We start from the raw sequence: 21,238 nt of genomic DNA, 5'->3' as shown, positions 1-21,238 counted from the left end.
CACCTCGCGGGCACCGAGATTAAGCAATTTTTCTTCTATGCGCTCGATGGCCGCGTCCACCTGCTCGGTGCTCACCGGGCGCTTGCGCAGGGCCAGGGTGAACGAGTCGCGCAGTTTGTCGGGCAGGTAGTCGACGCGGCGCCCGTCCTTCTTCACCACCGCCGGGAAGCTCACTTCCGGGCGTTCGTAGGTGGTGAAGCGTTTGTCACAGTGCCCGCAACGGCGGCGACGGCGGATGAAATCCGCCTCTTCGGAGACGCGGGTCTCGACGACCTGCGTCTCCAGGTGGCCGCAGAAGGGGCACTTCATGAGGGACCTTGCTCAGAGAGAAACACGATCCGCCGCCGGGCCGCCCCAAGGCGGATCAGCCCCCTCGGGGGGCAGTGACCCGCGTAGCGGCGGAGCGTGGGGGCTATCACTTGTAGACGGGGAATCGCGCGGTCAGCGCATTCACCTTGGCGCGCACCGCCGAGATGTTGGCCTCATCGCGCGGGTTGTCCAGCACGTCGGCGATCAGGTTGGCGGTGAGGCGGGCCTCGTCGTCCTTGAAGCCGCGGGTGGTCATGGCGGGGGTGCCGATGCGCACACCACTGGTGACCATCGGCTTTTCGGGGTCGTTGGGAATGGCGTTCTTGTTGATGGTCATGTGGGCCTGGCCCAGCACGGCCTCGGCCTCTTTGCCGGTGATGCCCTTGGCGCGCAGGTCGACCAGCATCACATGGCTTTCGGTGCGCCCGCTCACGATGCGCAGGCCACGCTGGGTGAGCGTCTCGGCCACGACCTGCGCGTTCTTCACCACCTGTTGCTGGTAGGCCTTGAACTCGGGCTGCAGCGCTTCCTTGAAGGCCACGGCCTTGGCCGCGATCACGTGCATCAGCGGGCCGCCCTGCAGGCCGGGGAAGATGGCGCTGTTGATGGCTTTCTCGTGCTCGGCCTTCATCAGGATGAAGCCACCGCGCGGGCCGCGCAGGCTTTTGTGGGTGGTCGAGGTCACCACGTCGGCGTGTGGCACGGGGTTGGGGTAGACGCCAGCGGCGATGAGGCCCGCGTAGTGGGCCATGTCGACCATGAAGATGGCACCGACGTCCTTGGCTACTTTGGCAAAACGCGCAAAGTCGATGCGCAGACTGTAGGCCGACGCACCGGCCACGATCAGCTTGGGCTTGGATTCGTGCGCCTTGCGCTCCATGGCGTCGTAGTCGATCTCTTCCTGTGCGTTCAGGCCGTAGGACACGACGTTGAACCACTTGCCGCTCATGTTCAGCGGCATGCCATGGGTGAGGTGGCCGCCTTCGGCCAGGCTCATGCCCATGATGGTGTCGCCCGGTTTCAGGAAAGCCAGAAAGACGCCTTCGTTGGCCGACGCACCGCAGTGCGGCTGCACGTTCGCGGCGTCTGCGCCAAAGAGCTGCTTGATGCGGTCAATGGCCAGTTGCTCGGCCACGTCTACGTTCTCGCAGCCACCGTAGTAGCGCTTGCCAGGGTAGCCCTCGGCGTACTTGTTGGTGAGTTGGGTGCCTTGCGCGGCCATCACGGCCGGGCTGGCGTAGTTCTCGCTCGCGATGAGTTCGATGTGGTGTTCCTGGCGGGCGTTCTCGGCCTGGATGGCGGCAAACAGCTCGGGGTCGGTCTGTTCGATGAGGATGCGGCGGTCGTACATGGCAGTCCTGATGGCGGTGGAACCTTGCGGAAACAAGGGCTGCCCAGGCGAACGGCTGAACGCCCGACCAGATGGTGCAGGCGGCACGCTTCCCAGTGGTTGTCCCGGAGGGGGCGGCCGGTGGCCGGTCCGGGGGTCCACGTCAGCGATCGACCTCGGTTGGGTGATCGCCTATCGCCAGTCGCGTAGCGCCCGGTAGTTTATCCGAGCACCACGCGATTGGGGGTCAGGAGGGCATCGCGGTGGTGGTGTGCCCGGGGCGCACTTCGGCTTCGACGTCACCCTGCACCGGCGGTGCGGTGACGGGGATGGCCTGCGCCGGCGGTACATAGCGCTGCATGGGTTTGCCTTGCGCCACGCTCTGGATGCGCAGGCGCTCGGCCAGCACGCGGTTGATGTACCAGCTGCCGTCCGTGGACACGGCGCCCACATACAGCCGCAGTCCACCTTCGACCGAGCCGGAGCGGCGGATCGCGTCCTGCAGCACCTTCGCACCCACGCGCAGGTTGGACAGCGGATCCAGTGCAGCGAGCTCGCCACCGAAGTCTTCGTATTTTTCGGTGTGCACGCGGGTCAGCACCTGCATCAGGCCCTGGGCGCCGACCGGGCTCTGCGCGTACGGGTTGAAGCGCGACTCGATGGCCATGACGGCCAGCAGCAGGGTCGGGTCGATGCGCACGCGCTCACCGATGTTGTAGGCCTCGCTGACCAGCGCGGCCAGCGGCTCGGGCGCCACGCGGTAGCGCTTGCTCAGCCACTGGGTCACCTTGGCCTGCTGCTCGGTGAGGTCGCGCAGGCTGCCAGCGGTCACGCGCTCGATGGCGCTGGGCTCGACTTCGACATCGCGCTCGACGAGTTGCTGCGCTTCCTGGCGCTCAAGCAGCCAGGACAGCAGTCGCTCCTCGGCGGTGGTGCGCAGATCGGCTCGCATACCGAACACCAACAGGGTGAGGGCTGCCACGGTGCCCAACAGGGCCAGACCGTTCTGCGTGGTGTGAATGAAACCCTGGTACATGTCGCGGCCGACATGGTTCAGGGACGAGGCCAGGGCACTGAACGTGCTCTTCTGCGGCTTCGGCGAGTTGGTCCTCATGGATCGCTCCTTGCTGGTCGGCCGGGCGCACCGTTTGGGTGGGGCTCCTGGCCGGTCGTTGGGGTCGCCATCGACCGCTTCATGGGGAAAAGGGTCGAGTTAGCCCGGGTGGGCAGCGTTGGGGGTTTACCCTCGCTTGGGCAAAAGTCGGCGGATGGTAGGGGGCGTCAAATAACAAGTCAATGTTTTAGACGGTGTTCAACAGAACAAATTGAAATTAAGAAACAGGCGATGGCGTGACGCTTGTCATCTTTCCGTCGCCAAGTCCAAGCCTGGCGCGGACTTGCGATCTGTGACCGCTCGATGACCGCTGGTCGGCTGGGCGCGGCCTTTCATGCCGCGAAATGCGGTTCCAGGGTTCCGAAATGGCAGTGCCCGCTCTCATTGAAAAGTTCCATCACAAGCCGACGACCGTCGCTTGCCGAGCCGAAGGGGTGGGCGTAGTCTTCGTTTCGCCAGTCTGAAAGACCGGCATTTGCCAACAGCGCGGTACTGCCGCAAGTTGGCACCCCATCGGGAGCAATCTCTTGCTTCCAGGTTGGCGGGACCAGACCCTCCTGCCTCCAAAACCGACGGCAAGTGCCTTGTTGCCCGCCGTCCACCCCGGCCAGGTTCGCCCTGCCGGGGTTTCTGCTTTTAGGGGCTGTTCATCCACCGGTCGCAACCTTGAGAGACACTGCGCACCATGGCCGAGCGCGCAGTCCATCCCCGTTCGATCGCCTTTGATGCCCGGCACTGGCTGCGCCGTCTGGGCTATGGGGTAGCCGCTCTGCTGGTGCTGTGGGGCCTCATGTGGCTGGGACTGCCGCCATTGCTCAAGTGGCAGTTGCAGAAGCAGGGCAGCGCAGCGCTGGGGCGCCAGGTGAGCATTGAGCGCATTGACGTGCGCCCGTGGTCGCTGGTGTTCGACCTCCAGGGCCTGCAGGTGGCGAACGCGGCGGGCACCTCGACTCAGTTCAGCGTGCGGCGCGTCTATATAGATATGGAACTGCAGTCGCTGTTGCGCTGGGCGCCTGTGGTGGATGCCCTGCGCATCGAAGCGCCCGAACTCCACGTTCAGCACACCGATGACGGTCGGCTCGATCTGGACGATGTGATCCAGCGCCTGCAAGCACCCGCTGACGAACCGGGCGAGCCAGGTGGGCCCGTTCGTTTCGCCATCTTCAACATTGACGTCACCGATGGCGCGCTCACCCTGGAGGACCGGTCGGTCGGCGTGACCCACCGTCTGCATCAGCTCAACCTGTCGGTGCCCTTCCTCAGCAACCTGGGCTCGCGCCGGGAAGTGGTTACCGAGCCGCGTCTGGCGTTCGAGCTCAATGGCAGTCGGTTCGACACGCGTGCCGCCACGACGCCCTTCGCGCAAGACCGCGAAACGCGCGTGCGGTTGCAGATTCCGGATCTCGATGTTCAGCCCTACCTGGCCTATTGGCCGGCTTCCCTGCCTGCGCGTTTGCGCTCGGCGCACCTGCACCTGGACTTGTCGCTGGCGTTCGAGCAGCACGATCAACCCACCTTGGTCCTCTCCGGTCAGGCGGCCGTGTCCGATGTGGCTTTCTCCGAGGGAGACGAGGTCTGGCTGCGGTGGCAGCGCCTGGCTGTGGATCTGGACCGGGTGGAGGTGCTGCGTCAGCGTGCGAGCGTCGCCCGCGTGCGTTTGACCGGACCCGCGCTGACCGTGACGCGGGACGCTCGCGGCGGCATCAACCTGCAGCGGATGCTGGCCAGCTTGCCTGTGTCGCAGCCTGTATCGCAGCCCGCGTCGCAACCCGCATCGGGTTCCTCCTCCTCGACCGCCGGCTGGCAACTGGCCGTCAATGAAGTGACGCTGGAAGAGGGCGCCGTCCATTGGCGCGATGCTGCTGTCCGGCCGCAGGCGGACGTGTCCCTGTCTGCGATGCAGTTCAAGGCCACCGGCTTGACCTGGCCTGTCCAGCAGGCCGTACCGCTGTCGCTTGACGCCCGCCTGGGCGACACGCCGCTGCAACTGAGTGGCCGGGCCACCGATCAAGAGGCCTCGGCACAGTTGACGCTGGGTGAGTTGCCGCTGAGCGTGGCGGCACCCTATGTGGCGCAGTACCTCACCCTGCCGCTGGCGGGGCGTGCACAGGCGGCGCTGGAATTTCACTGGCGCGCTGCGGCCGAACCGGCGCCACCCGGGTTACGCATCGACATCAAGAACCTGTCGCTGGACGATGTGCTGCTGGGCTCTGCACGACAACCCCAGGTGGCTTGGTCATCGTTGACGGTGGCCGACGGCGCGCTGGACCTGATGGCGCGCCGCATCGAGGTCGGCCGCATGGCGTTGCGCGGGCCCCGCGTGGCGCTTGAGCGACGCGCCGACGGGCGATGGCAGGCGCAGGACTGGTTGCGTTCGACCTCGCCCGCTTCGGCGGCCGACGAGCCAGCAGCGCCGTCACCCGCGCCTGCGTGGGATGTGAGGTTGAACGAGGTGGCCCTGGACGGTGGTCGGGTCGCTTTCGTGGACGAGCAACCGGGGCAGCGGGTGGCCTTGAACATCGATGGCCTCTCGCTGCGGGCGGCCAATGTGCAGCCGCTGGCCGCCAAGCCGCCGCCCACCACCTTGAAGCTGCAAGCGCGACTGACGCAAGCGCCCGCCGGAGACGGTCCGCGCGAAGTCGGTACGCCGGCGCAACTGCGCTTTGATGGTCGGGTACAGTTGCCCGGGGCCACCACCGGCGCGGGTGCCCGTGGCCAGCTGGTGCTCGAGCGAGTGCCCTTGCATGCGTTTGTGCCTTACGTGGCCGATCAGCTCAACAACCTGGAGGTCCTGCGCGCCGAAGCGGGGTTGCAGGGTGAGCTTGACCTGAGCCTGAGCGACGCCGGCCCGCGGGTCGACTTGCGCGCCAACGCGTCCATCGACGACCTGCGCGCCAACTCCATCGCCCCTGCGGAGGAGTTGCTGACCTGGGCCAGCCTGCAGCTGCGGGGGCTGGCGGTGCGGGTGGTGCCGGGCGAGGCCACGGTGATTGGTGTGGACGAGACCGCGCTCAGCGACTACTTTGCGCGGGTGCTGATCGACGAGCAGGGTCGCATCAACCTGCAAGGACTGCTCAAATCGTCTGCGCCGCAGCAGCCACAGGCGCCGACCCCGCAGGCGCAGGCGCCGGAACAGTCCGCAGCGCCAGCGCAGATCCGCATCGGCCCCATCAGCCTCGTCAATGGTCGGGTGCGTTTCTCGGACCGCTTCATCAAACCCAACTACACCGCCAACCTCAGCGAGGTGACGGGCCGCCTGAGTGCATTCAGCAGCGAGCCGCCTGCGCCCGGGCAGCCGCTTGCGCTGGCCGATCTCTCGCTCAAGGGCCGCGCCGAGGGGACGGCGCTGCTCGACGTGGCGGGGCAGATCAACCCTTTGGCCACGCCGCTGGCCATGGACATCAAGGGCCAGGTGCGCGACCTCGAGTTGCCGCCGCTGTCGCCCTACAGCGCCAAGTACGCGGGCTACGGCATCGAACGCGGCAAGCTCAGCGTGGACGTGCGCTACCGCATCGAGCCCAGTGGCCAGCTCGAGGCCAGCAACCAGATCGTGCTCAACCAGCTCAGCTTCGGCGAGCGTGACCCGGCCAGCAGCGCCAACCTGCCCGTCAAGCTGGCGGTTGCCTTGCTGGCCGATCGCGACGGTGTGATCGACATCAACCTGCCCATCAGCGGCTCGCTCAACGACCCGCAATTCCGCCTGGGGCCCATCATCGTGCGGCTCATCGTCAACCTGATCGGCAAGGCCATCACCGCGCCGTTCTCGCTCATCGCCAATGCCTTGTCGGCGGGCGGTGCCGACGCCAGCCGCATCGCGTTCGAGCCCGGGCGTGCCACCCTGGACGACGCCGATCGCCGCCAGCTCGACGCCGTGGCCAAGGCCTTGCTCAATCGCCCGGCCTTGCGCCTGACCATCGTGGGCGAAGCCAACGCCGAGGCCGAACGCGCCGGCTGGCAGGCGGCCCGGCTCGACGAACTGCTGCGCACCGAGAAACGGCGGCAGCTGGCGCGTGCAGGTGGCGAGGTGCCCGCGCGCCCGGTCATCGAGGCCGCCGAACGCGAGGCCTTGCTGCGCGAGGCCTACCGCCGCGCCGACATCCCCAAGCCGCGCAACTTCATCGGCATCGCCAAGGACATTCCGGTGCCCGAGATGGAGGCGCTGCTGCTGGCGGCACAGGTGCCCGACGAGCAGGCCATGCGCGAACTGGCGGTGGCGCGCGCGGTGGCCGTCAAGGAGCACCTCCTGCGCCAGCAGCTCGCCGAAGACCGGGTGTTTCTGGGGGCCCCCAGGTTGGGCAGCGCCGGGCAAGGCGAGGCGACCAAGGCTCAGGTCGAGCTGCAACTCGCGGCGCGCTGAGCCCCGTCCCGGGTGGCGTGGCCACCCGCCGCAGGGCGCTCCCCAAGCGCTCTCCGTGCGGCGACAATACGCGTTTTTCGCGCGCCAGCGCCCCCGGTCCCCAAGACCCATCTACCCACCACATGTCGCTGTTTTCCCTGCGTCAGAAGCCTGTCACCGAGCCCGCTGTGAACACCCCCATTCCGCCGAAGTCTGCCCCTGCCCATCCCCTGGACGCCCTCACTGGTGGCGTCTTCTCGGCCGCCACCTCTGGCGAACGCACCGAGCGTTTGCGCGCCTGGCTGGACACCGAGCCCACGGTCGAGCAGATGAACGAAGTGTTCAAGGACCTGAGCCACCGCGACCGCGGCGCGGCCAAGCCACTGAAGGAAAAGCTCGACGAGCTCAAGCGCCAGAAGGCGCAGGCCAATGCCGCTGAAGAATGGAGCGCCAAGGCGCAGGCCCTGCTGGATGCCGCGCGCCTGAACCTGGGCGACGCACTGGCCTGGCAGCGCGACGCTGCCCGCGCGGGCGCGCCGCTCTCGCGTGAGCCGCTGGCCACGCTGCGTCAGCAACTGGCCGATCGCATCAAGTCGATCGAGGACCTGCAGCACGCGGTGCAGGTCGAGCGCGAAGCCGCGGTGCTGATTGCGCAGCGCATCGAGGTGCTGTCCACCAAACCCTGGCGCGATGCCCAACACACCGCCGATGCGCTCAAGGCGGATGTGGCGCAGTGGCAGCAGCAGGTCGATGGCCTGACGCAGGACACCCAATGGGGCAGCGTGGACGCCAAGTTCCCGCCCATGGTCGATGCATCGCGTCAGCAACTGCAACTGGTGTGGGACGCCTTTGCCGCCGCGTTGGCCCAGGCCGTGGCGGCCGACGCCGACCCGGCCGCTCCCCTGCCTGCCGTGCCGGTGTGGGCTGACGAGTTGCGGGTGGCCCGTGGCGAGCCGTCCGCGGCCGACGCCGCGGCGGACGCACCAGCCCAGGCCGAGCGGCGCGAACGTGCGCATACCGAAGTGGAAGCCGCGGTGGCGGCCCTTGAAGCCGAAGTGGCGCAAGGCCACGGCAAAGTCACGCCCAAAGTGGCCAACGAATTGCGGCAACTGCTCAAGAAGCACGGCCGCCTGGTTGCGGGCGCGCTGGAGTCGCGCGCGCAGGCCGCGCTGGCCCAGGCGGGTGAGCTGGAAGGCTGGCAACGCTGGCGCGCCGATCAGTTGCGCGAAGAGCTGGTGGCCAAGGCCGAGGCCCTCAACACCGCGCCCGAAGGTCAGCGGCCGTCGGGGCGCAAGCTGCAAGAGGCCATCCGCCAGCTGCGTGAGCAGTGGAAGACCACCGATCAGGGTGGCGCGCCCAACCACGCCCTGTGGAAGCGCTTTGACGAGGCCTGTACCGAAGCGCACAAGCAGGTCGAGGCCTGGCTGACGCAGGTGCGGCAGCAGTCCGAAGCGACGCGCGCGCAGCGCACCGCCTTGATCGACGAACTCAAGGCCTGGATCACAGCCAACGCCGAGCGCGACGACTGGAAGCAGCAGTTGCGCGAACTGCACGGGTTCTCCGAGCGGTGGCGCCAGGCGGGCCATCTGAGTGAAAAAGCCTTCGCCGATATCCAGCCACAGTGGAAAGAGGCCATGCACCTGGCCCACGCCCGCCTGGAAGCCGCACAGGCCGAAAGCACCGCGCGCCGCAAGGCGCTGATCGACGAGGCGGTGGCGCTGTCGCAGGCGGAGCCTTTGCGCCTGGACGCAGTGAAAGCCCTGCAGCAGCGCTGGCAGGCCGAGGCGCACGCTGTGCCGCTGGACCGCAAGCACGAGCAGAAGCTCTGGGAGGCCTTCCGTGCGCCGATCGACGCCGCGTTTGCGCGCAAGACGCAGGTTCGCCAACAGCAGGCCAGTGCGCTGAGCGCGCACGATCAACGCGTGCTGGAGGCCGCTCGCGAGCTGGAGGCCGCAAGCCAGTCGGGCGACGCATCGCGCATCCAGGCAGCGATGAAGGCGCTGGACGAAGCAAGCCGCGCAGCACCGGCGGCCCCGGCGCCAGGCGCACCCGCAGCACCGGTGTCGGCTGACGCCGAGGCTCCAGCCGAAGGCGAAGCCAAGCCGGCAGCGCCCGCTGCGCCGCGCAAGCTGGTGGCCATGCGTGGCGACGACCGCCCCGGCCAGAAGCGCGCCGAGGTGGCACCTGCCGGGCGCGATGGTCGCCGCGATGGCAGGGACGGCAGAGATGGTCGCGGTGGGCGTGGCGACGCACGCGATGGTGGCCGCTTTGGCCGCGGTGCGCGCGACGACCGCGCCCCTCGTGGCCCGCGCCTGGGCGATGCGGCCTTTCGCGCGCAGCGCCAGGCCATGGACGCTGCCCAGAGCAGCCTCAAGCGTCTGGCCGAGCAGGCCCACGGCGAGGTGCTGTCACAGATCGTGGACGCCTGGCAGTCGCGCGACGCCGAGAAGCTGCCCGCCTCACAGGCGTTGGGCGCGCGGGTGAACGCATCGCAACGCGGCGCCTGGGCGGCGGCACTGGGTCAATCCACACCCGCATCGGGCGACGCCCTGTTGCGCCTGGAGATCGCAGCCGATGTGCCCACGCCGGCCGAGCAACTGAGCGAGCGCCGCATGCTGCAGTTGCAGCTGTTGACCCGACGTCACGATGCTGCGCCGGCAGAAACCTGGCCGCAGGACGTGGCGCGCGTGCTGGCCTCGTCGCACGACGAGCGCAGTGCGCGCCGCCTGCAGAACGTGCTCAAGGCGCTATTGAAGCGCTGAAGCAGACGCGTTGAAGAAGCCGCCGTAGAGCGCGAGCAGCGTCGGGAACTCCAGCCCGAAGCGCTCGCGGTTGACGAAGTAGGCCTCGCAGGTCACTGCAAAAAACTCGGCCGGATCGGTGGCGGCATAGTCGTCGAGCCAGGGCGCTTCGGCACCGAAGCGCTCGCTCATCGAGACCGCCTCACGAAACGCGGCGTAGGCCTCGCCCATGGTCCGGTGCCAGTGCTCGGCGGCCTGTCGGCGATCGGCCATGCCCAGAAAGTTGTCGGGCAGCACCGGCGCGCCCATGGGCCGCTCACCCGGGCTGAGTTCGCGCATGTCCATCTTGTGCGCGAACTCATGGATGACCACGTTGTGGCCGATGGTGGCGCGCTCGCCCGCCTGCGCCACATCGGCCCAGCTCAGCATCAGCGGGCCACCGTCCATGGATTCGCCCGCCAGCGCCTCGGTGTAGTGGTGCACCACACCGGCCGCGTCGCGCACCTCGCGCCGGGCCAGCACCGCCCCAGGCTGCATCACGATGCCGACGAAGTCGTCGTACCAGTCGAGCAGATCGGCGCTGCGACGCACCGGATGGCCGTCCGGACCGTGCATGTGCAGCAGTGGGCGACAGGCTTGCGCCGCGATGGACACGGCCATCGCGTCGGTGACCGTGAGCCCGTTGGCGCCGGTGAATTCCTTCTCGAGGAGAAAGTGCTCGCACAGGTGTCGCAGCCGCACCGATTCGGCGTTCGAGAGGGTCGCCAGAAAAGGCAGTGTGGCCAGTGTCGAGCGCCAGAGGGCGTCGGGTACCGGGGCAGGGCGGCGCCATTGCCGCCGCAGCGACGACCACCAGCTCATGCGAGCGGTACGCGCTGCACGCCGCTGGCCGTCAGGCGCAGCACCTCGGCCCGCACCGGCCGGGCGTTGGCGTCCCAGTCGCTCAGGACAAGGCGGCGCAGGCCATCGCCCAGGTCGTGATCGCCCGGGCGGTGGGTGTGCCCGTGTATCAGCGTGGTCGCCGAGGCCGCGCGCAAGTCCGTGCGTGCGGCGTTGTCGTCGACATCCGCCCACAGGCTGGGGTCGTGGCCGATCTCGCGCTTGCGCGCCTCGCTGCGCGCACGCAGCGCCGCGGCGATGGCCTCGCGTTCGCTCAACGGGCGGGCCAGAAAGTCGGCCTGCCATTCGGGGCCACGCACCTGGGCTCGAAAGGCCTGGTAGTCGGTGTCGTCCAGGCACAGCGCATCGCCATGGCTGAGCAGCCAGCGCGACGCGCCCAGGCTGAGCAGCAAGGGATCGCCCAGGCCTTGCATGCCGCTCTCGGCCAGCGCGCGCTTGCCCAACAGGAAGTCGCGGTTGCCGGCCAGAAAGTACACCGGTGAATGGCTTGCGCGCTGGCGCAGCGTATCGATGCAATCGCGAACGAACGCCCGCTCGGGTGTGTCGGCGCAGTCGAGCACGTCATCGCCCACCCAGACCTCGAACAGGTCGCCGAGGATGAACAGCGCATCGGCCAATGGCGGGGTGGTGAGATAGCGCCGCCACAGGGCGTGGGTGGCGGCGTCGCTGGCGTGCAGGTGCAGGTCGGAGATCAGATCGACCGAACGCCAGTGGGGCGGCGCAACCAGTTCCGCGATGGGGGCATTCATGGGTGGCGCATCGATCGAGGTGTCCCCGCCGGGCGGCGCCGCGCAGCGCGGCGGGGTGTTTCCTTATTTCGCGACGGCCTTTTCAATGACCACGTCGGTCTTGGGTACGTCGTCGTGGAAGCCCTTGCGGCCGGTGGGCACGCCTTCGATCTGCTTGACGATCTCGCTGCCCGAGACCACCTTGCCGAACACCGCATAGCCCCAGCCCTGTGCGCTGGGCGCGGTGTGATTGAGGAAGCCGTTGTTGGTGACGTTGATGAAGAACTGCGCGGTGGCCGAGTGCGGGTCGCTCGTGCGGGCCATGGCAATGGTGTAGACGTCGTTCTTCAGGCCGTTGTTGGCCTCGTTGTCGATCGGGGCGTCGGTGGGCTTTTGGTTCATGCCGGGCTCGAAACCGCCGCCCTGGATCATGAAGCCCGGGATCACGCGGTGGAACACGGTGTTGTCGTAATGCCCCTTGGCGACGTACGCCAGGAAGTTGGCGGTGGACTTGGGTGCCTTGTCGGCGTCGAGTTCGAGCGTGATGACGCCCAGACCGGCGATGTGCAGTTCGACTTGGGGATTGGCCATGTTCATTTCTCCAGGCTGGCTTTGAGGATGGTGACGGGCGTGGTGGGCACGTTCTGGAACATGCCGCGGTTGCCGGTGGGGACGTCGCGGATCTTGTCGACCACGTCCATGCCAGCGACAACCTTGCCAAAGACGGTGTAGCCGTAGCCATCGGGCGAGGGCGCGTTGAGCCCCGCGTTGTCGACCACGTTGATGAAGAACTGCGACGTGGCCGAGTTCGGGTTGGACGTGCGGGCCATCGCGATCGTGCCGCGGTTGTTGAGCAGGCCGTTGCGCGATTCGATCGGGATGGGTGCGCGCGTGGGCTTTTGCTGCATGTCGGCGGTGAAGCCGCCGCCCTGGATCATGAAGGTGCCGATCACGCGGTGAAAGACGGTGCCGTCGTAGTGGTGCTCGGCAACGTACTGCAGAAAATTCTCGACCGTCTTGGGTGCCTTGGCGGGGTCGAGCTCGACCACGATGTCGCCCTGCGAGGTGCTGAGCTTCACGCGTGGGTTGGGTGCCTGGGCATGGGCGCTGATGGCCACGGTGGTGATCAGCGCCAGCAGCGCGCGACGGGGCAGTGTCATGGTGTCTGTCTCAGTTGGGGGTGGCGGGCGCAACCAGCAGGCCTTGCACTGCCTTGAGTTTGGGGGCGAGCCTGGGGTTCCCGTTGTCGATTTGCTGCGCGCGAAGCCAGCTGCGCTGCGCCAGCCGGGCGTAGACGTCGCCCAGGTTCTCCAGCGCCACGGCGTAGCTCGGGTTGGCGCGGATGGCGGCTTCGAGCGCCACGCGGGCTTCGTCGTAGCGACCGGCCGCGGCGTGAAGCACGGCCAGGTTGTTGTGCGGCTCGGGGAGCTCGGGGAATTCCTGCGTCAGGCGGGTGAAGGTGTCGCGCGCAGCGGCCACGTCGCCTTTTTCGTTCTGCGCCACGCCGAGCAGGAAGCGCATCTGCGGATCGCGTGGGTGCTGGTCGACGTACTGCTGCGCCTGGCGGATGGCGTCGTCGAACTGGCCGGCGCGGGTGAGTCGGCCCACGGCATCGTAGGGCGCAGGCGTGGTTTGTGCATTGGCCGACGCACAAACGACCACCAGTGCGATGGCCATGAGGCGGGCAAACAGCAGGGGCAGGGCGGTGGCGCCGCGCAGCGGCGATGACGCTCGTAGGGACATGAAACCTCGTCGGCAGCGATGGAGGGCTCGGGGCCCGACCAATGGCCCCGGCGCACGCGCCGGCGCGCGTTGGGCGTCGATATACTGGCGCGCATTGTATCTGAGGGGTACCGGCCAGCCGGTCGCACCAGACCGTGCCTGCGGGGCGCCGGACCCGTCGGGAGCCGCGCTGGCTGGCGTGGTCGGAGGCGATCGGCACCGGCATCGCCCTGCGCCTTCGATGACCCTGCATATCCACAACACCCTGACGCGTCGGCTCGAGCCTTTTGCGCCCATCGAGCCCGGACACGTGCGCATGTACGTTTGCGGCATCACGGTCTATGACCTGTGCCACGTGGGCCATGCCCGCTCGAACATCGCCTTCGACTTGGCGCGGCGCTGGCTTGAAGCCAGCGGCTACCGCGTGACCTTCGTTCGCAACATCACCGACATCGACGACAAGATCATCCGCCGCGCGCTGGAGAACGGTGAACCTGTGCGCACGCTCACCAACCGCATGATCGATGCGATGTACGCCGACTTCGACGCGCTCGGCATCGCGCGGCCCACGCACGACCCGCGTGCCACTGACTACGTGCCGCAGATGCTCGACATCGTGCGCAAGCTCGAAGGCAAGGGCCTGGCCTATCGCAGTGGCGATGGCGATGTGAACTTTGCGGTGCGGCGCTTTCCCGGCTACGGCAAGCTGTCGGGCAAGACCCTCGACGAACTGCAGGCCGGCGAGCGCGTGGCCGTGGCGCAGGGCAAGGAAGACCCGCTGGACTTCGTGCTCTGGAAAGCCGCCAAGCCGCAAGAGCCGGCGGATGCGCAATGGGACTCGGCCTATGGCCGCGGACGCCCGGGCTGGCATATCGAGTGCTCGGCCATGGCCTGCTCACTGCTGGGCGAAACCTTCGACATCCACGGCGGCGGCGCCGACCTGCAGTTCCCGCACCACGAAAACGAAATCGCGCAGAGCGAAGGCGCCAATGGCGTGCCGCTGGCCAATGTGTGGATGCACAACGGCTTCGTCAACGTCGACAACGAGAAGATGTCCAAGAGCCTGGGCAACTTCTTCACCATCCGCGAGGTGCTGCAGAAGTTCGACGCCGAGACGGTGCGCTTCTTCATGCTGCGCGCCCACTACCGCAGCCCGCTCAACCACAGCGACGCCCATCTCGACGACGCGCGGGCGGCGCTCAAGCGGCTGTACACCGCTTTGTCGCAGGTGCCGGGCGAAGCCGTCGCCATCGATTGGGCAGACCCCTTCGCTGCGCGCTTCAAGGCGGCCATGGACGATGACTTCAACACGCCGGTGGCGCTGGCCGTGCTGTTCGATCTGGCCAGCGAGCTCAATCGCAGCAAGGATGCGCGCCTGGCGGGCATGATGCGCGCCCTCGGTGGTGTGCTGGGCTTGCTGCAGGCCGATGCACTGGCTTACCTGCAGGGCGGCGGTGCGGCCGACGCGCTCGATGAATCGGCCATCGCTGCGCAGATCGCTGCGCGGGTGGCCGCCAAGCAGGCCAAAGACTTCGCCGAAGCCGACCGCATCCGCAAGGCCTTGCTCGATCAGGGCATCGTGCTCAAGGACAGCCCCACCGGCACCACCTGGGAGCGTGCCTGATGGCCACCGCTGCCCCCTTGCCGGCCTTTGGCCCGGAAGCGCCCGAGTACTGGGCCGACGCCTGTCGCCACCTCATGAAGCGCGACCGCGTGCTCAAGAAGATCATTCCGCAGCACCCCGGTGCCTGCCTGCAGTCGCGTGGCGATGCCTTCATCACCCTGGCGCGCAGCATCGTGGGCCAGCAGATTTCGGTGAAGGCCGCGCAATCGGTGTGGGACCGCTTTGCCGCGTTGTCGCGCCGTCTGACGCCGGCCCAGGTGCTCAAGCTCAAGGTGGACGACATGCGCGCCGCCGGGCTGTCGGCGCGCAAGGTCGAGTACCTGGTGGACCTGGCGCTGCACTTCGCCGACAAGCGCGTGCAGGTCGAGGCCTGGCGCGCAATGGACGACGAGGCCATCATTGCGCAGCTGGTGGCCATTCGCGGCATTGGTCGCTGGACGGCCGAGATGTTCCTCATCTTTCACCTGATGCGTCCCAACGTGCTGCCGCTCGATGACATCGGCCTTCAGAACGGCATCAGCCAGGCCTACTTTTCGGGCGAGCCGGTCAGCCGCAGCGAGATCCGCGAAGTTGCGGCGTCGTGGGCACCGTACTGCAGCGTGGCCACTTGGTATATTTGGCGATCGCTTGATCCGCTCCCCGTGAGCTATTGAGCCGCCTGGAAAGGAGCCTGAATTGGCCAAGAAGAATTTTCTCGACTTCGAGCAGCCCATCGCCGAGCTCGAATCCAAGATCGAGGAACTGCGTTACGTGCAGACCGAGTCCGCGGTCGATATCTCTGAAGAGATCGACAAGCTGGCCACCAAGAGTCTGCAGCTCACCAAAGACATCTACAGCAACCTGTCGCCGTGGCAGATCACCAAGATCGCGCGCCACGCCGACCGGCCGTACACGCTCGACTACGTGCGCGAGATCTTCACGCACTTCGTTGAACTGCACGGCGATCGCCATTTTTCCGACGACCTGTCCATCGTTGCCGGCCTGGCGCGTTTTAATGGTCAGCCCTGCATGGTCATTGGCCACCAGAAAGGGCGCGACACCAAGGAGCGCGGCCTGCGCAACTTCGGCATGACCAAGCCCGAGGGCTACCGCAAGGCCTTGCGTCTGATGAAGCTGGCCGAGAAGTTCAAGCTGCCGGTGTTCACCTTTGTCGACACGCCCGGCGCTTACCCGGGCATCGACGCCGAAGAGCGCGGCCAGTCCGAAGCCATCGGCCGCAACATCTTCGAGATGGCGCAGCTGGAAGTGCCCATCATCTCCACCATCATTGGTGAAGGGGGCTCGGGCGGCGCGCTGGCCATTGCGGTGGCCGATCAGGTGCTGATGCTGCAGTACTCGGTGTATTCGGTGATCAGCCCCGAAGGTTGCGCGTCGATTCTGTGGAAGACCAGCGAGCGCGCCAGCGATGCGGCGGAAGCTCTGGGCATCACCGCTCACCGCCTCAAGGCCCTGGGCCTGGTGGACAAGATTGTCAACGAGCCGGTAGGTGGCGCGCACCGCGACCACAAGCAGATGGCGGCCTTTCTCAAGCGCGCGCTGGCCGATGCCTACCGCCAGGTCGCCGACCTCAAGGTGAAGGAGCTCATCGAGCGCCGCCACGGTCGCCTCGATGGCTATGGCCGCTTCACCGACACCAAAGCCGAGCCGCGCGAAAAGCGCTGAGCCAGGGGCCCATCCCGGCGCCGTTGCGCTGTCGGCCTGGGCCGCACGGCACTGGGGCCAGGACCTTCCCACACGCATCGGCGTGGCCTTCAGCGCCGGCGCCGATTCCACCGCCTTGTTGCTGGCCGCGCACGCGCAATGGGGCGAGCGCGTGCTGGCCTTGCACGTACATCACGGGCTGCAAGCAGCGGCGGATGCCTTCGAAGCCACTGCCCGTGCGACGTGCGCCCGCCATGGCATAGCGCTGGTCTCGCAACGCGTGAACGCGCATGGCGCGGCTGGGCAGAGCCCGGAGGACGCCGCGCGCCAGGCGCGCTACCGGGCGCTGGCCGCTTTGGCGCAGGCATCAGGCGCAAGTTGGGTGCTGCTGGGGCAGCACTTGGACGACCAGGCGGAGACGGTGCTGCTGGCGCTGTCTCGTGGCGCGGGGCTGCCGGGTCTGGCTGCCATGCCCGATGCCTTTTCCCGTGAGGGCGTGCACTTTGGTCGACCCTGGCTGGGCATTGCGTCGGCAGACCTTCGCGCCTGGTTGCAGCGCCAGGGAGAGCACTACGTTGACGACCCGAGCAATCAGGACACGCGCTTCACGCGCAGCCGGATTCGCCACCAGTTGGCACCGGCCTGGGCCGGCGCGTTCGAGGGTTATCGGGAGGCTTTGAGCCGAACCGCCGGCCATGCCGCGCAGGCGCAGCGTTTGCTGGACGAGTTGGCGACGGCCGATCTGGCGTCGATCGGGCATCCGCCCACGCTGGCTGCATTGCAGGGTCTGTCGCGCGATCGCCAGGCCAACGCACTGCGGCATTGGCTGCGCAGCGACGAGGGTGTGGCCGCCAGCGCGGCGCAGCTCGACGAGTTGCTCGACCAGATCGATGCCTGTCGCACACGCGGTCACCGCATTCACATCAAGGTGGCCAATGGCTTCGTGGTGAGGGCGCAAGACCGGCTGGCCTATACCCCGTCGGTATAATCCCGCGGTTTTGCCCGGCCCGAGAGCGTCTTCGACGGCCCGTTGGCGCGCCCCGCAGCGGCGAGCGCTGCGACATCCCTCCAAACCAATGGCCTTGATCGTTCACAAGTACGGCGGCACCTCCATGGGGTCGACCGAACGCATCCGCAACGTTGCCCGTCGCGTCGCCAAATGGCACAAGGCCGGCCACCAGATGGTGGTGGTGCCCAGTGCCATGAGCGGTGAAACCAACCGCCTGCTGGGCCTGGCCAAGGAAGTGGCCCCTGCGAAGCCGGGCGACCCCTACTACCGCGAACTCGACATGCTGGCCGCTACCGGCGAGCAGGCCTCATCGGCCCTGCTGGCCATTGCGCTGCAGGCCGAGGGCATGCAGGCCGTCAGCTACGCAGGCTGGCAGGTGCCGATCAAAACCAATGACGCCTATACCAAGGCACGCATCGAATCGATCGACGATGCGCGCATCCGCGCCGATCTGGCGGCGGGCAAGGTGGTCATCGTCACCGGCTTCCAGGGTATCGAGCCGGGCGGCAACATCACCACGCTTGGCCGTGGCGGCAGCGACACCTCGGCCGTGGCCGTGGCGGCGGCACTCAAGGCCGACGAGTGCCTCATTTATACCGACGTCGATGGTGTCTACACCACCGACCCGCGCGTCGTGCCCGAGGCGCGCCGCTTGCTGCGCGTGAGCTTCGAAGAGATGCTGGAGATGGCCAGCATGGGTTCCAAGGTGCTGCAGATCCGCTCGGTCGAGTTCGCGGGCAAATACCGCGTGCCGCTGCGCGTGCTCTCAAGCTTCACGCCCTGGGACATCGACCTGGCCGAAGAAGCGGCGTCGGGCACCCTGATCACTTTTGAGGAAGACGAAGACATGGAACAAGCCGTCGTTTCCGGCATTGCGTTCAACCGCGACGAGGCCAAGGTCTCGGTGCTCGGCGTGCCCGACAAGCCCGGCATCGCAGCCGGCATTCTGGGTGCTGTTGCCGATGCGAACATCGAGGTCGACGTGATCATTCAGAACTTGAGCAAGGACGGCAAGACCGACTTCAGCTTCACGGTGCACCGCAACGACTACCAGAAGACCCTCGATCTGCTCAAGGCGCAGGTGGTGCCCACGCTGGGCGCGGCCGATGTGGTCGGCGACAACCGCATCTGCAAGGTCAGCATCGTGGGCATCGGCATGCGCAGCCACGTGGGCGTGGCCAGTCGCATGTTCCGCTGCCTGAGCACCGAGGCCATCAACATCCAGATGATCTCGACCTCCGAAATCAAGACCTCGGTCGTGATCGACGAGAAGTACATGGAGCTCGCCGTGCGCGCGCTGCACCGCGAATTCGACCTCGACAAGAGCGCTGACGAACTCAGCAGTTGAACGGGCGCGAAGCCCGTGCCCTTTAGGGCATAATGCGGGCCTTCGCGGAGTGATGACCGAGTGGCCGAAGGTGCTCCCCTGCTAAGGGAGTATGGGGTGTAGAGCCTCATCGAGGGTTCGAATCCCTCTCACTCCGCCAGTGATGATTGGCAGACCAGTACCGCACTGGTTTGATTTTCTGAAAGCCCCGCTCCACGGGGCTTTTTGTTTGGCTCGTCGACCGAGCTATTGGCGCGCACGGCCACCGCGCGCATGTGATCCCCTCAGCCGAACCTCAGGCTACCAGGACGCGACGCCTGTCGTTCCGGGCAAGGCGCCCGTGGGCGTCCCACGCCATTGCACTGCTGCACTGAGCATTTACGGCCGCTGAACCGCAGTGCAGCACACCGTGGTGCTTTGCCATTTTGCAATCGCTCTGGCAACGTGCTTTGGTTCTATCGGCCTCTCGAGATTTTCACTATGAAAAGTGAGCTCCTGGTGGTCAAAGGTTCAGGGTTTCCCCGTTGATTGCAGTTCCACTGTGCAGGATATAGTGCCAAAACCGATTCGATTGTGACGACGAATCGAGCGGCATCAACCACACCTGAGAGTTCATTCAACGTGGAAATCTTCTTTCAGCAGGTGCTCAACGGGCTGACGCTCGGGGGCATCTACAGCCTTGTGGCGCTGGGGCTGACCCTGGTCTACGGCATCCTGCATGTGCCCAACTTCGCGCACGGCGCCTTCTACATGGTGGGGGCGTTCATCGCCTACACGCTGATGACCAAACTGGGGCTGGGCTACTGGTTGGCCATGCTCGGTGCGGCCGTGGTGGTGGCTGTCCTTGCGGCCGTGGCTGAGCGGTTGGTGTTTCATCCGCTGCGCAATGAGACCGGTCTGCATCCGATGATTGCCGCCATCGGCCTGCTGCTCTTTCTCGAGGCGGGCGCGCAGGTGGTGTGGGGTCCCGACTTTCTGCGCATGCCCACGCCGTACACCGGGATCCTTGATCTGGGCGGTGTGACCGCTCCGGTACAGCGTCTGCTGATCATCGGTGCGGCGTTTTCGCTGATGCTGGCTTTGCACCTGTTCCTCACACGCACCGTGATGGGCTCGACCATCATTGCCATGGCACAGAACCGCGAAGGCGCTTCGTTGGTGGGTATCGACGCCAACCGTGTTGCGATGCTGACCTTTGCGGTCTCGGGCGTGCTGGCCGCCTTCGCGGCCACGCTGTACGCGCCGATCAACCTCGTCTATCCGGCCATGGGCAATCTGGTGATCACCAAGGCCTTCGTGATCATCATCCTGGGTGGCATGGGCAGCGTGCCTGGCGCCATCGTTGGTGGCGTGATCATCGGCTTTGCCGAGTCGTTCGGCGCCTTCTATGTCTCCGATCACTACAAAGACATCATTGCCTTCGTGGCGCTGGTGGTGATCCTGTCGTTCCGTCCGCAAGGCATCTTCAAGGGAGCGCACTGAGATGCTGGAACGACTTCACGGCCCCATGGGCTGGGCCCTGCTGCTGCTGGCCGGACTGGTGTTTCCCTTCGTCGCTGGCAATGACTACCACCTCACGGTGATGTCGACGGCCTACCTGTTCGCGATTGCCACACTCGGCCTCAACCTGATCGTGGGGTACACAGGCCAGTTCAACCTTGCTCACGCCGGATTCATGGCGATCGGGGCTTACACCGTGGGCATCCTGACGGTGGACCATGGCTATTCCTACTGGCTGTCCTTTGTCATCGCCGGCGTGGTCACCGTGGCCATCGGCTTGCCGTTGGGCTGGGTGTCCTTGCGGCTGAAGGGCCACTACTTTTCGATCTTCACGCTGTGTGTGGGCTACATCATCTTTTTGGTGATCGAGAAGTGGGACGACCTCACCCACGGCCCGGTGGGCATCATTGGCATCCCGGCGCCCGAGCCCATCGGCGACTTCGCCTTCGAGTCGCCGCGGGCGCAGTACTACCTGATGTTCTTCTTCCTCGTGCTGGGCATCTGGGTCATGCGGCGGATCGTCAATTCGCTGCTCGGGCGCACCTTCATGGCGATCCGAAATGGCGATGACCTCGCCGAGGCGCTGGGCATCAACCTCATGCGCAACAAGCTGCAGGCCTTTCTCATCTCGGTGCTGTACGCGGGTTGGGCCGGTGCGCTGTATGCCGGCTTCGTGCGCTTTCTCGGGCCCGATCTGGCCGGCGTGCACCACACCTTCGACATGACGATGTACATGCTCGTCGGCGGCCTGGGCACCTTGATCGGTCCCTTGCTCGGCTCACTCTCGGTGCCCTGGATGACGCAGTACCTGCAGTTCCTGCAAGAGTACCGCTTCGTCATCTTCGGTCCCATCCTGATCCTGCTGGTGATCTACCTGCCGCATGGCGTGGTGGGCTCCTGGCTGGGCTGGCGCGCCCGCAAGGCCGCTGCGCGCGCCAGTTCAAAGCAGGAGTGACC

At 66.6% G+C, this 21,238-nt stretch carries 17 protein-coding genes, 1 tRNA gene and 1 riboswitch; of the genes, 10 read left to right on the top strand and 8 right to left on the bottom strand.

Annotated elements, in window-relative coordinates:
• The 3 genes from KF871_RS12000 to KF871_RS11990 all read right to left on the bottom strand — a co-directional run.
• The coding region (locus KF871_RS12000; protein WP_291142528.1) for an ATP cone domain-containing protein at window positions 1-309 on the bottom strand (309 nt) is incomplete at its 3' end.
• Window positions 310-415: 106 nt separating this feature from the next.
• Window positions 416-1,660 (bottom strand): serine hydroxymethyltransferase, encoded by a 1,245-nt coding sequence (gene glyA / locus KF871_RS11995; protein WP_291142526.1) that lies wholly within the window; start codon window positions 1,658-1,660, stop codon window positions 416-418.
• Window positions 1,661-1,694: 34 nt separating this feature from the next.
• A riboswitch (ZMP/ZTP riboswitch) is annotated at window positions 1,695-1,855 on the bottom strand.
• Between the two features lie 31 nt (window positions 1,856-1,886).
• Window positions 1,887-2,753, bottom strand: a complete 867-nt coding sequence (locus KF871_RS11990) for a transglycosylase SLT domain-containing protein (RefSeq protein WP_291142523.1) — start codon at window positions 2,751-2,753, stop codon at window positions 1,887-1,889.
• 685 nt (window positions 2,754-3,438) lie between these two features.
• On the opposite strand from KF871_RS11990, the gene KF871_RS11985 reads away from it, so the two are divergent.
• A complete protein-coding gene (locus KF871_RS11985; protein ID WP_291142521.1) occupies window positions 3,439-7,110 on the top strand; it encodes a DUF748 domain-containing protein in 3,672 nt (1,223 codons plus the stop codon).
• A 122-nt stretch (window positions 7,111-7,232) separates the two neighbouring features.
• Window positions 7,233-9,851 (top strand): DUF349 domain-containing protein, encoded by a 2,619-nt coding sequence (locus tag KF871_RS11980; RefSeq protein WP_291142519.1) that lies wholly within the window; start codon window positions 7,233-7,235, stop codon window positions 9,849-9,851.
• On the opposite strand, the gene KF871_RS11975 is transcribed toward KF871_RS11980, so the two are convergent.
• From KF871_RS11975 to KF871_RS11955, 5 genes are all read right to left on the bottom strand, one after another.
• Window positions 9,837-10,691 carry a zinc-dependent peptidase gene (locus KF871_RS11975; RefSeq protein ID WP_291142517.1) on the bottom strand — a complete coding sequence of 285 codons (855 nt, stop codon included), beginning with the start codon at window positions 10,689-10,691 and terminating at the stop codon, window positions 9,837-9,839. The genes KF871_RS11980 and KF871_RS11975 overlap by 15 nt on opposite strands.
• Window positions 10,688-11,479 carry a UDP-2,3-diacylglucosamine diphosphatase gene (locus tag KF871_RS11970; RefSeq protein WP_291142514.1) on the bottom strand — a complete coding sequence of 264 codons (792 nt, stop codon included), beginning with the start codon at window positions 11,477-11,479 and terminating at the stop codon, window positions 10,688-10,690. Before KF871_RS11970 ends, KF871_RS11975 begins: the two co-directional genes overlap by 4 nt.
• A gap of 63 nt (window positions 11,480-11,542) precedes the next feature.
• Window positions 11,543-12,049, bottom strand: coding sequence for a peptidylprolyl isomerase (locus tag KF871_RS11965; protein ID WP_291142511.1), 507 nt, complete (start codon window positions 12,047-12,049; stop codon window positions 11,543-11,545).
• Between the two features lie 2 nt (window positions 12,050-12,051).
• Window positions 12,052-12,618: a peptidylprolyl isomerase gene (locus KF871_RS11960; RefSeq protein WP_291142508.1), complete on the bottom strand. Its 567-nt coding sequence runs from the start codon at window positions 12,616-12,618 to the stop codon at window positions 12,052-12,054.
• 10 nt (window positions 12,619-12,628) lie between these two features.
• Window positions 12,629-13,201, bottom strand: coding sequence for a tetratricopeptide repeat protein (locus KF871_RS11955; protein WP_291142506.1), 573 nt, complete (start codon window positions 13,199-13,201; stop codon window positions 12,629-12,631).
• A 220-nt stretch (window positions 13,202-13,421) separates the two neighbouring features.
• Here KF871_RS11955 and cysS point away from each other — a divergent pair, with 220 nt between their 5' ends.
• From cysS to KF871_RS11915, 8 genes are all read left to right on the top strand, one after another.
• A complete protein-coding gene (gene cysS / locus KF871_RS11950; protein ID WP_291142503.1) occupies window positions 13,422-14,804 on the top strand; it encodes a cysteine--tRNA ligase in 1,383 nt (460 codons plus the stop codon).
• The gene (locus tag KF871_RS11945; RefSeq protein ID WP_291142501.1) at window positions 14,804-15,457 is read left to right on the top strand and encodes a DNA-3-methyladenine glycosylase 2 family protein; all 654 of its coding nucleotides are present in this window, start codon (window positions 14,804-14,806) and stop codon (window positions 15,455-15,457) included. The genes cysS and KF871_RS11945 overlap by 1 nt, the downstream gene beginning before the upstream one ends.
• A 22-nt stretch (window positions 15,458-15,479) precedes the next feature.
• Window positions 15,480-16,466: an acetyl-CoA carboxylase carboxyltransferase subunit alpha gene (locus KF871_RS11940; protein ID WP_291142498.1), complete on the top strand. Its 987-nt coding sequence runs from the start codon at window positions 15,480-15,482 to the stop codon at window positions 16,464-16,466.
• An 82-nt stretch (window positions 16,467-16,548) separates the two neighbouring features.
• Entirely contained in the window at window positions 16,549-17,433 is an 885-nt protein-coding gene (tilS, locus tag KF871_RS11935; protein WP_291142496.1) for a tRNA lysidine(34) synthetase TilS, read from the top strand.
• Window positions 17,434-17,521: 88 nt separating this feature from the next.
• Window positions 17,522-18,802, top strand: a complete 1,281-nt coding sequence (locus KF871_RS11930; RefSeq protein WP_291142493.1) for an aspartate kinase — start codon at window positions 17,522-17,524, stop codon at window positions 18,800-18,802.
• A 46-nt stretch (window positions 18,803-18,848) separates the two neighbouring features.
• A tRNA-Ser gene (locus tag KF871_RS11925) sits at window positions 18,849-18,941 on the top strand.
• Window positions 18,942-19,402: 461 nt separating this feature from the next.
• Complete coding sequence (locus KF871_RS11920) at window positions 19,403-20,263, top strand: branched-chain amino acid ABC transporter permease (RefSeq protein ID WP_291142490.1); 861 nt, start codon at window positions 19,403-19,405, stop codon at window positions 20,261-20,263.
• A gap of 1 nt (window position 20,264) precedes the next feature.
• The gene (locus KF871_RS11915; RefSeq protein WP_291142485.1) at window positions 20,265-21,236 is read left to right on the top strand and encodes a branched-chain amino acid ABC transporter permease; all 972 of its coding nucleotides are present in this window, start codon (window positions 20,265-20,267) and stop codon (window positions 21,234-21,236) included.
• The last annotated feature ends 2 nt before the right edge of the window (window positions 21,237-21,238 follow it).

The organism is Hydrogenophaga sp. (genome assembly GCF_019635465.1).
In the GTDB taxonomy this organism is placed as follows: domain Bacteria; phylum Pseudomonadota; class Gammaproteobacteria; order Burkholderiales; family Burkholderiaceae_C; genus Hydrogenophaga.
Note: the sequence above shows the minus strand (reverse complement) of the source record. Positions and strands in the feature narration are given on the sequence as shown.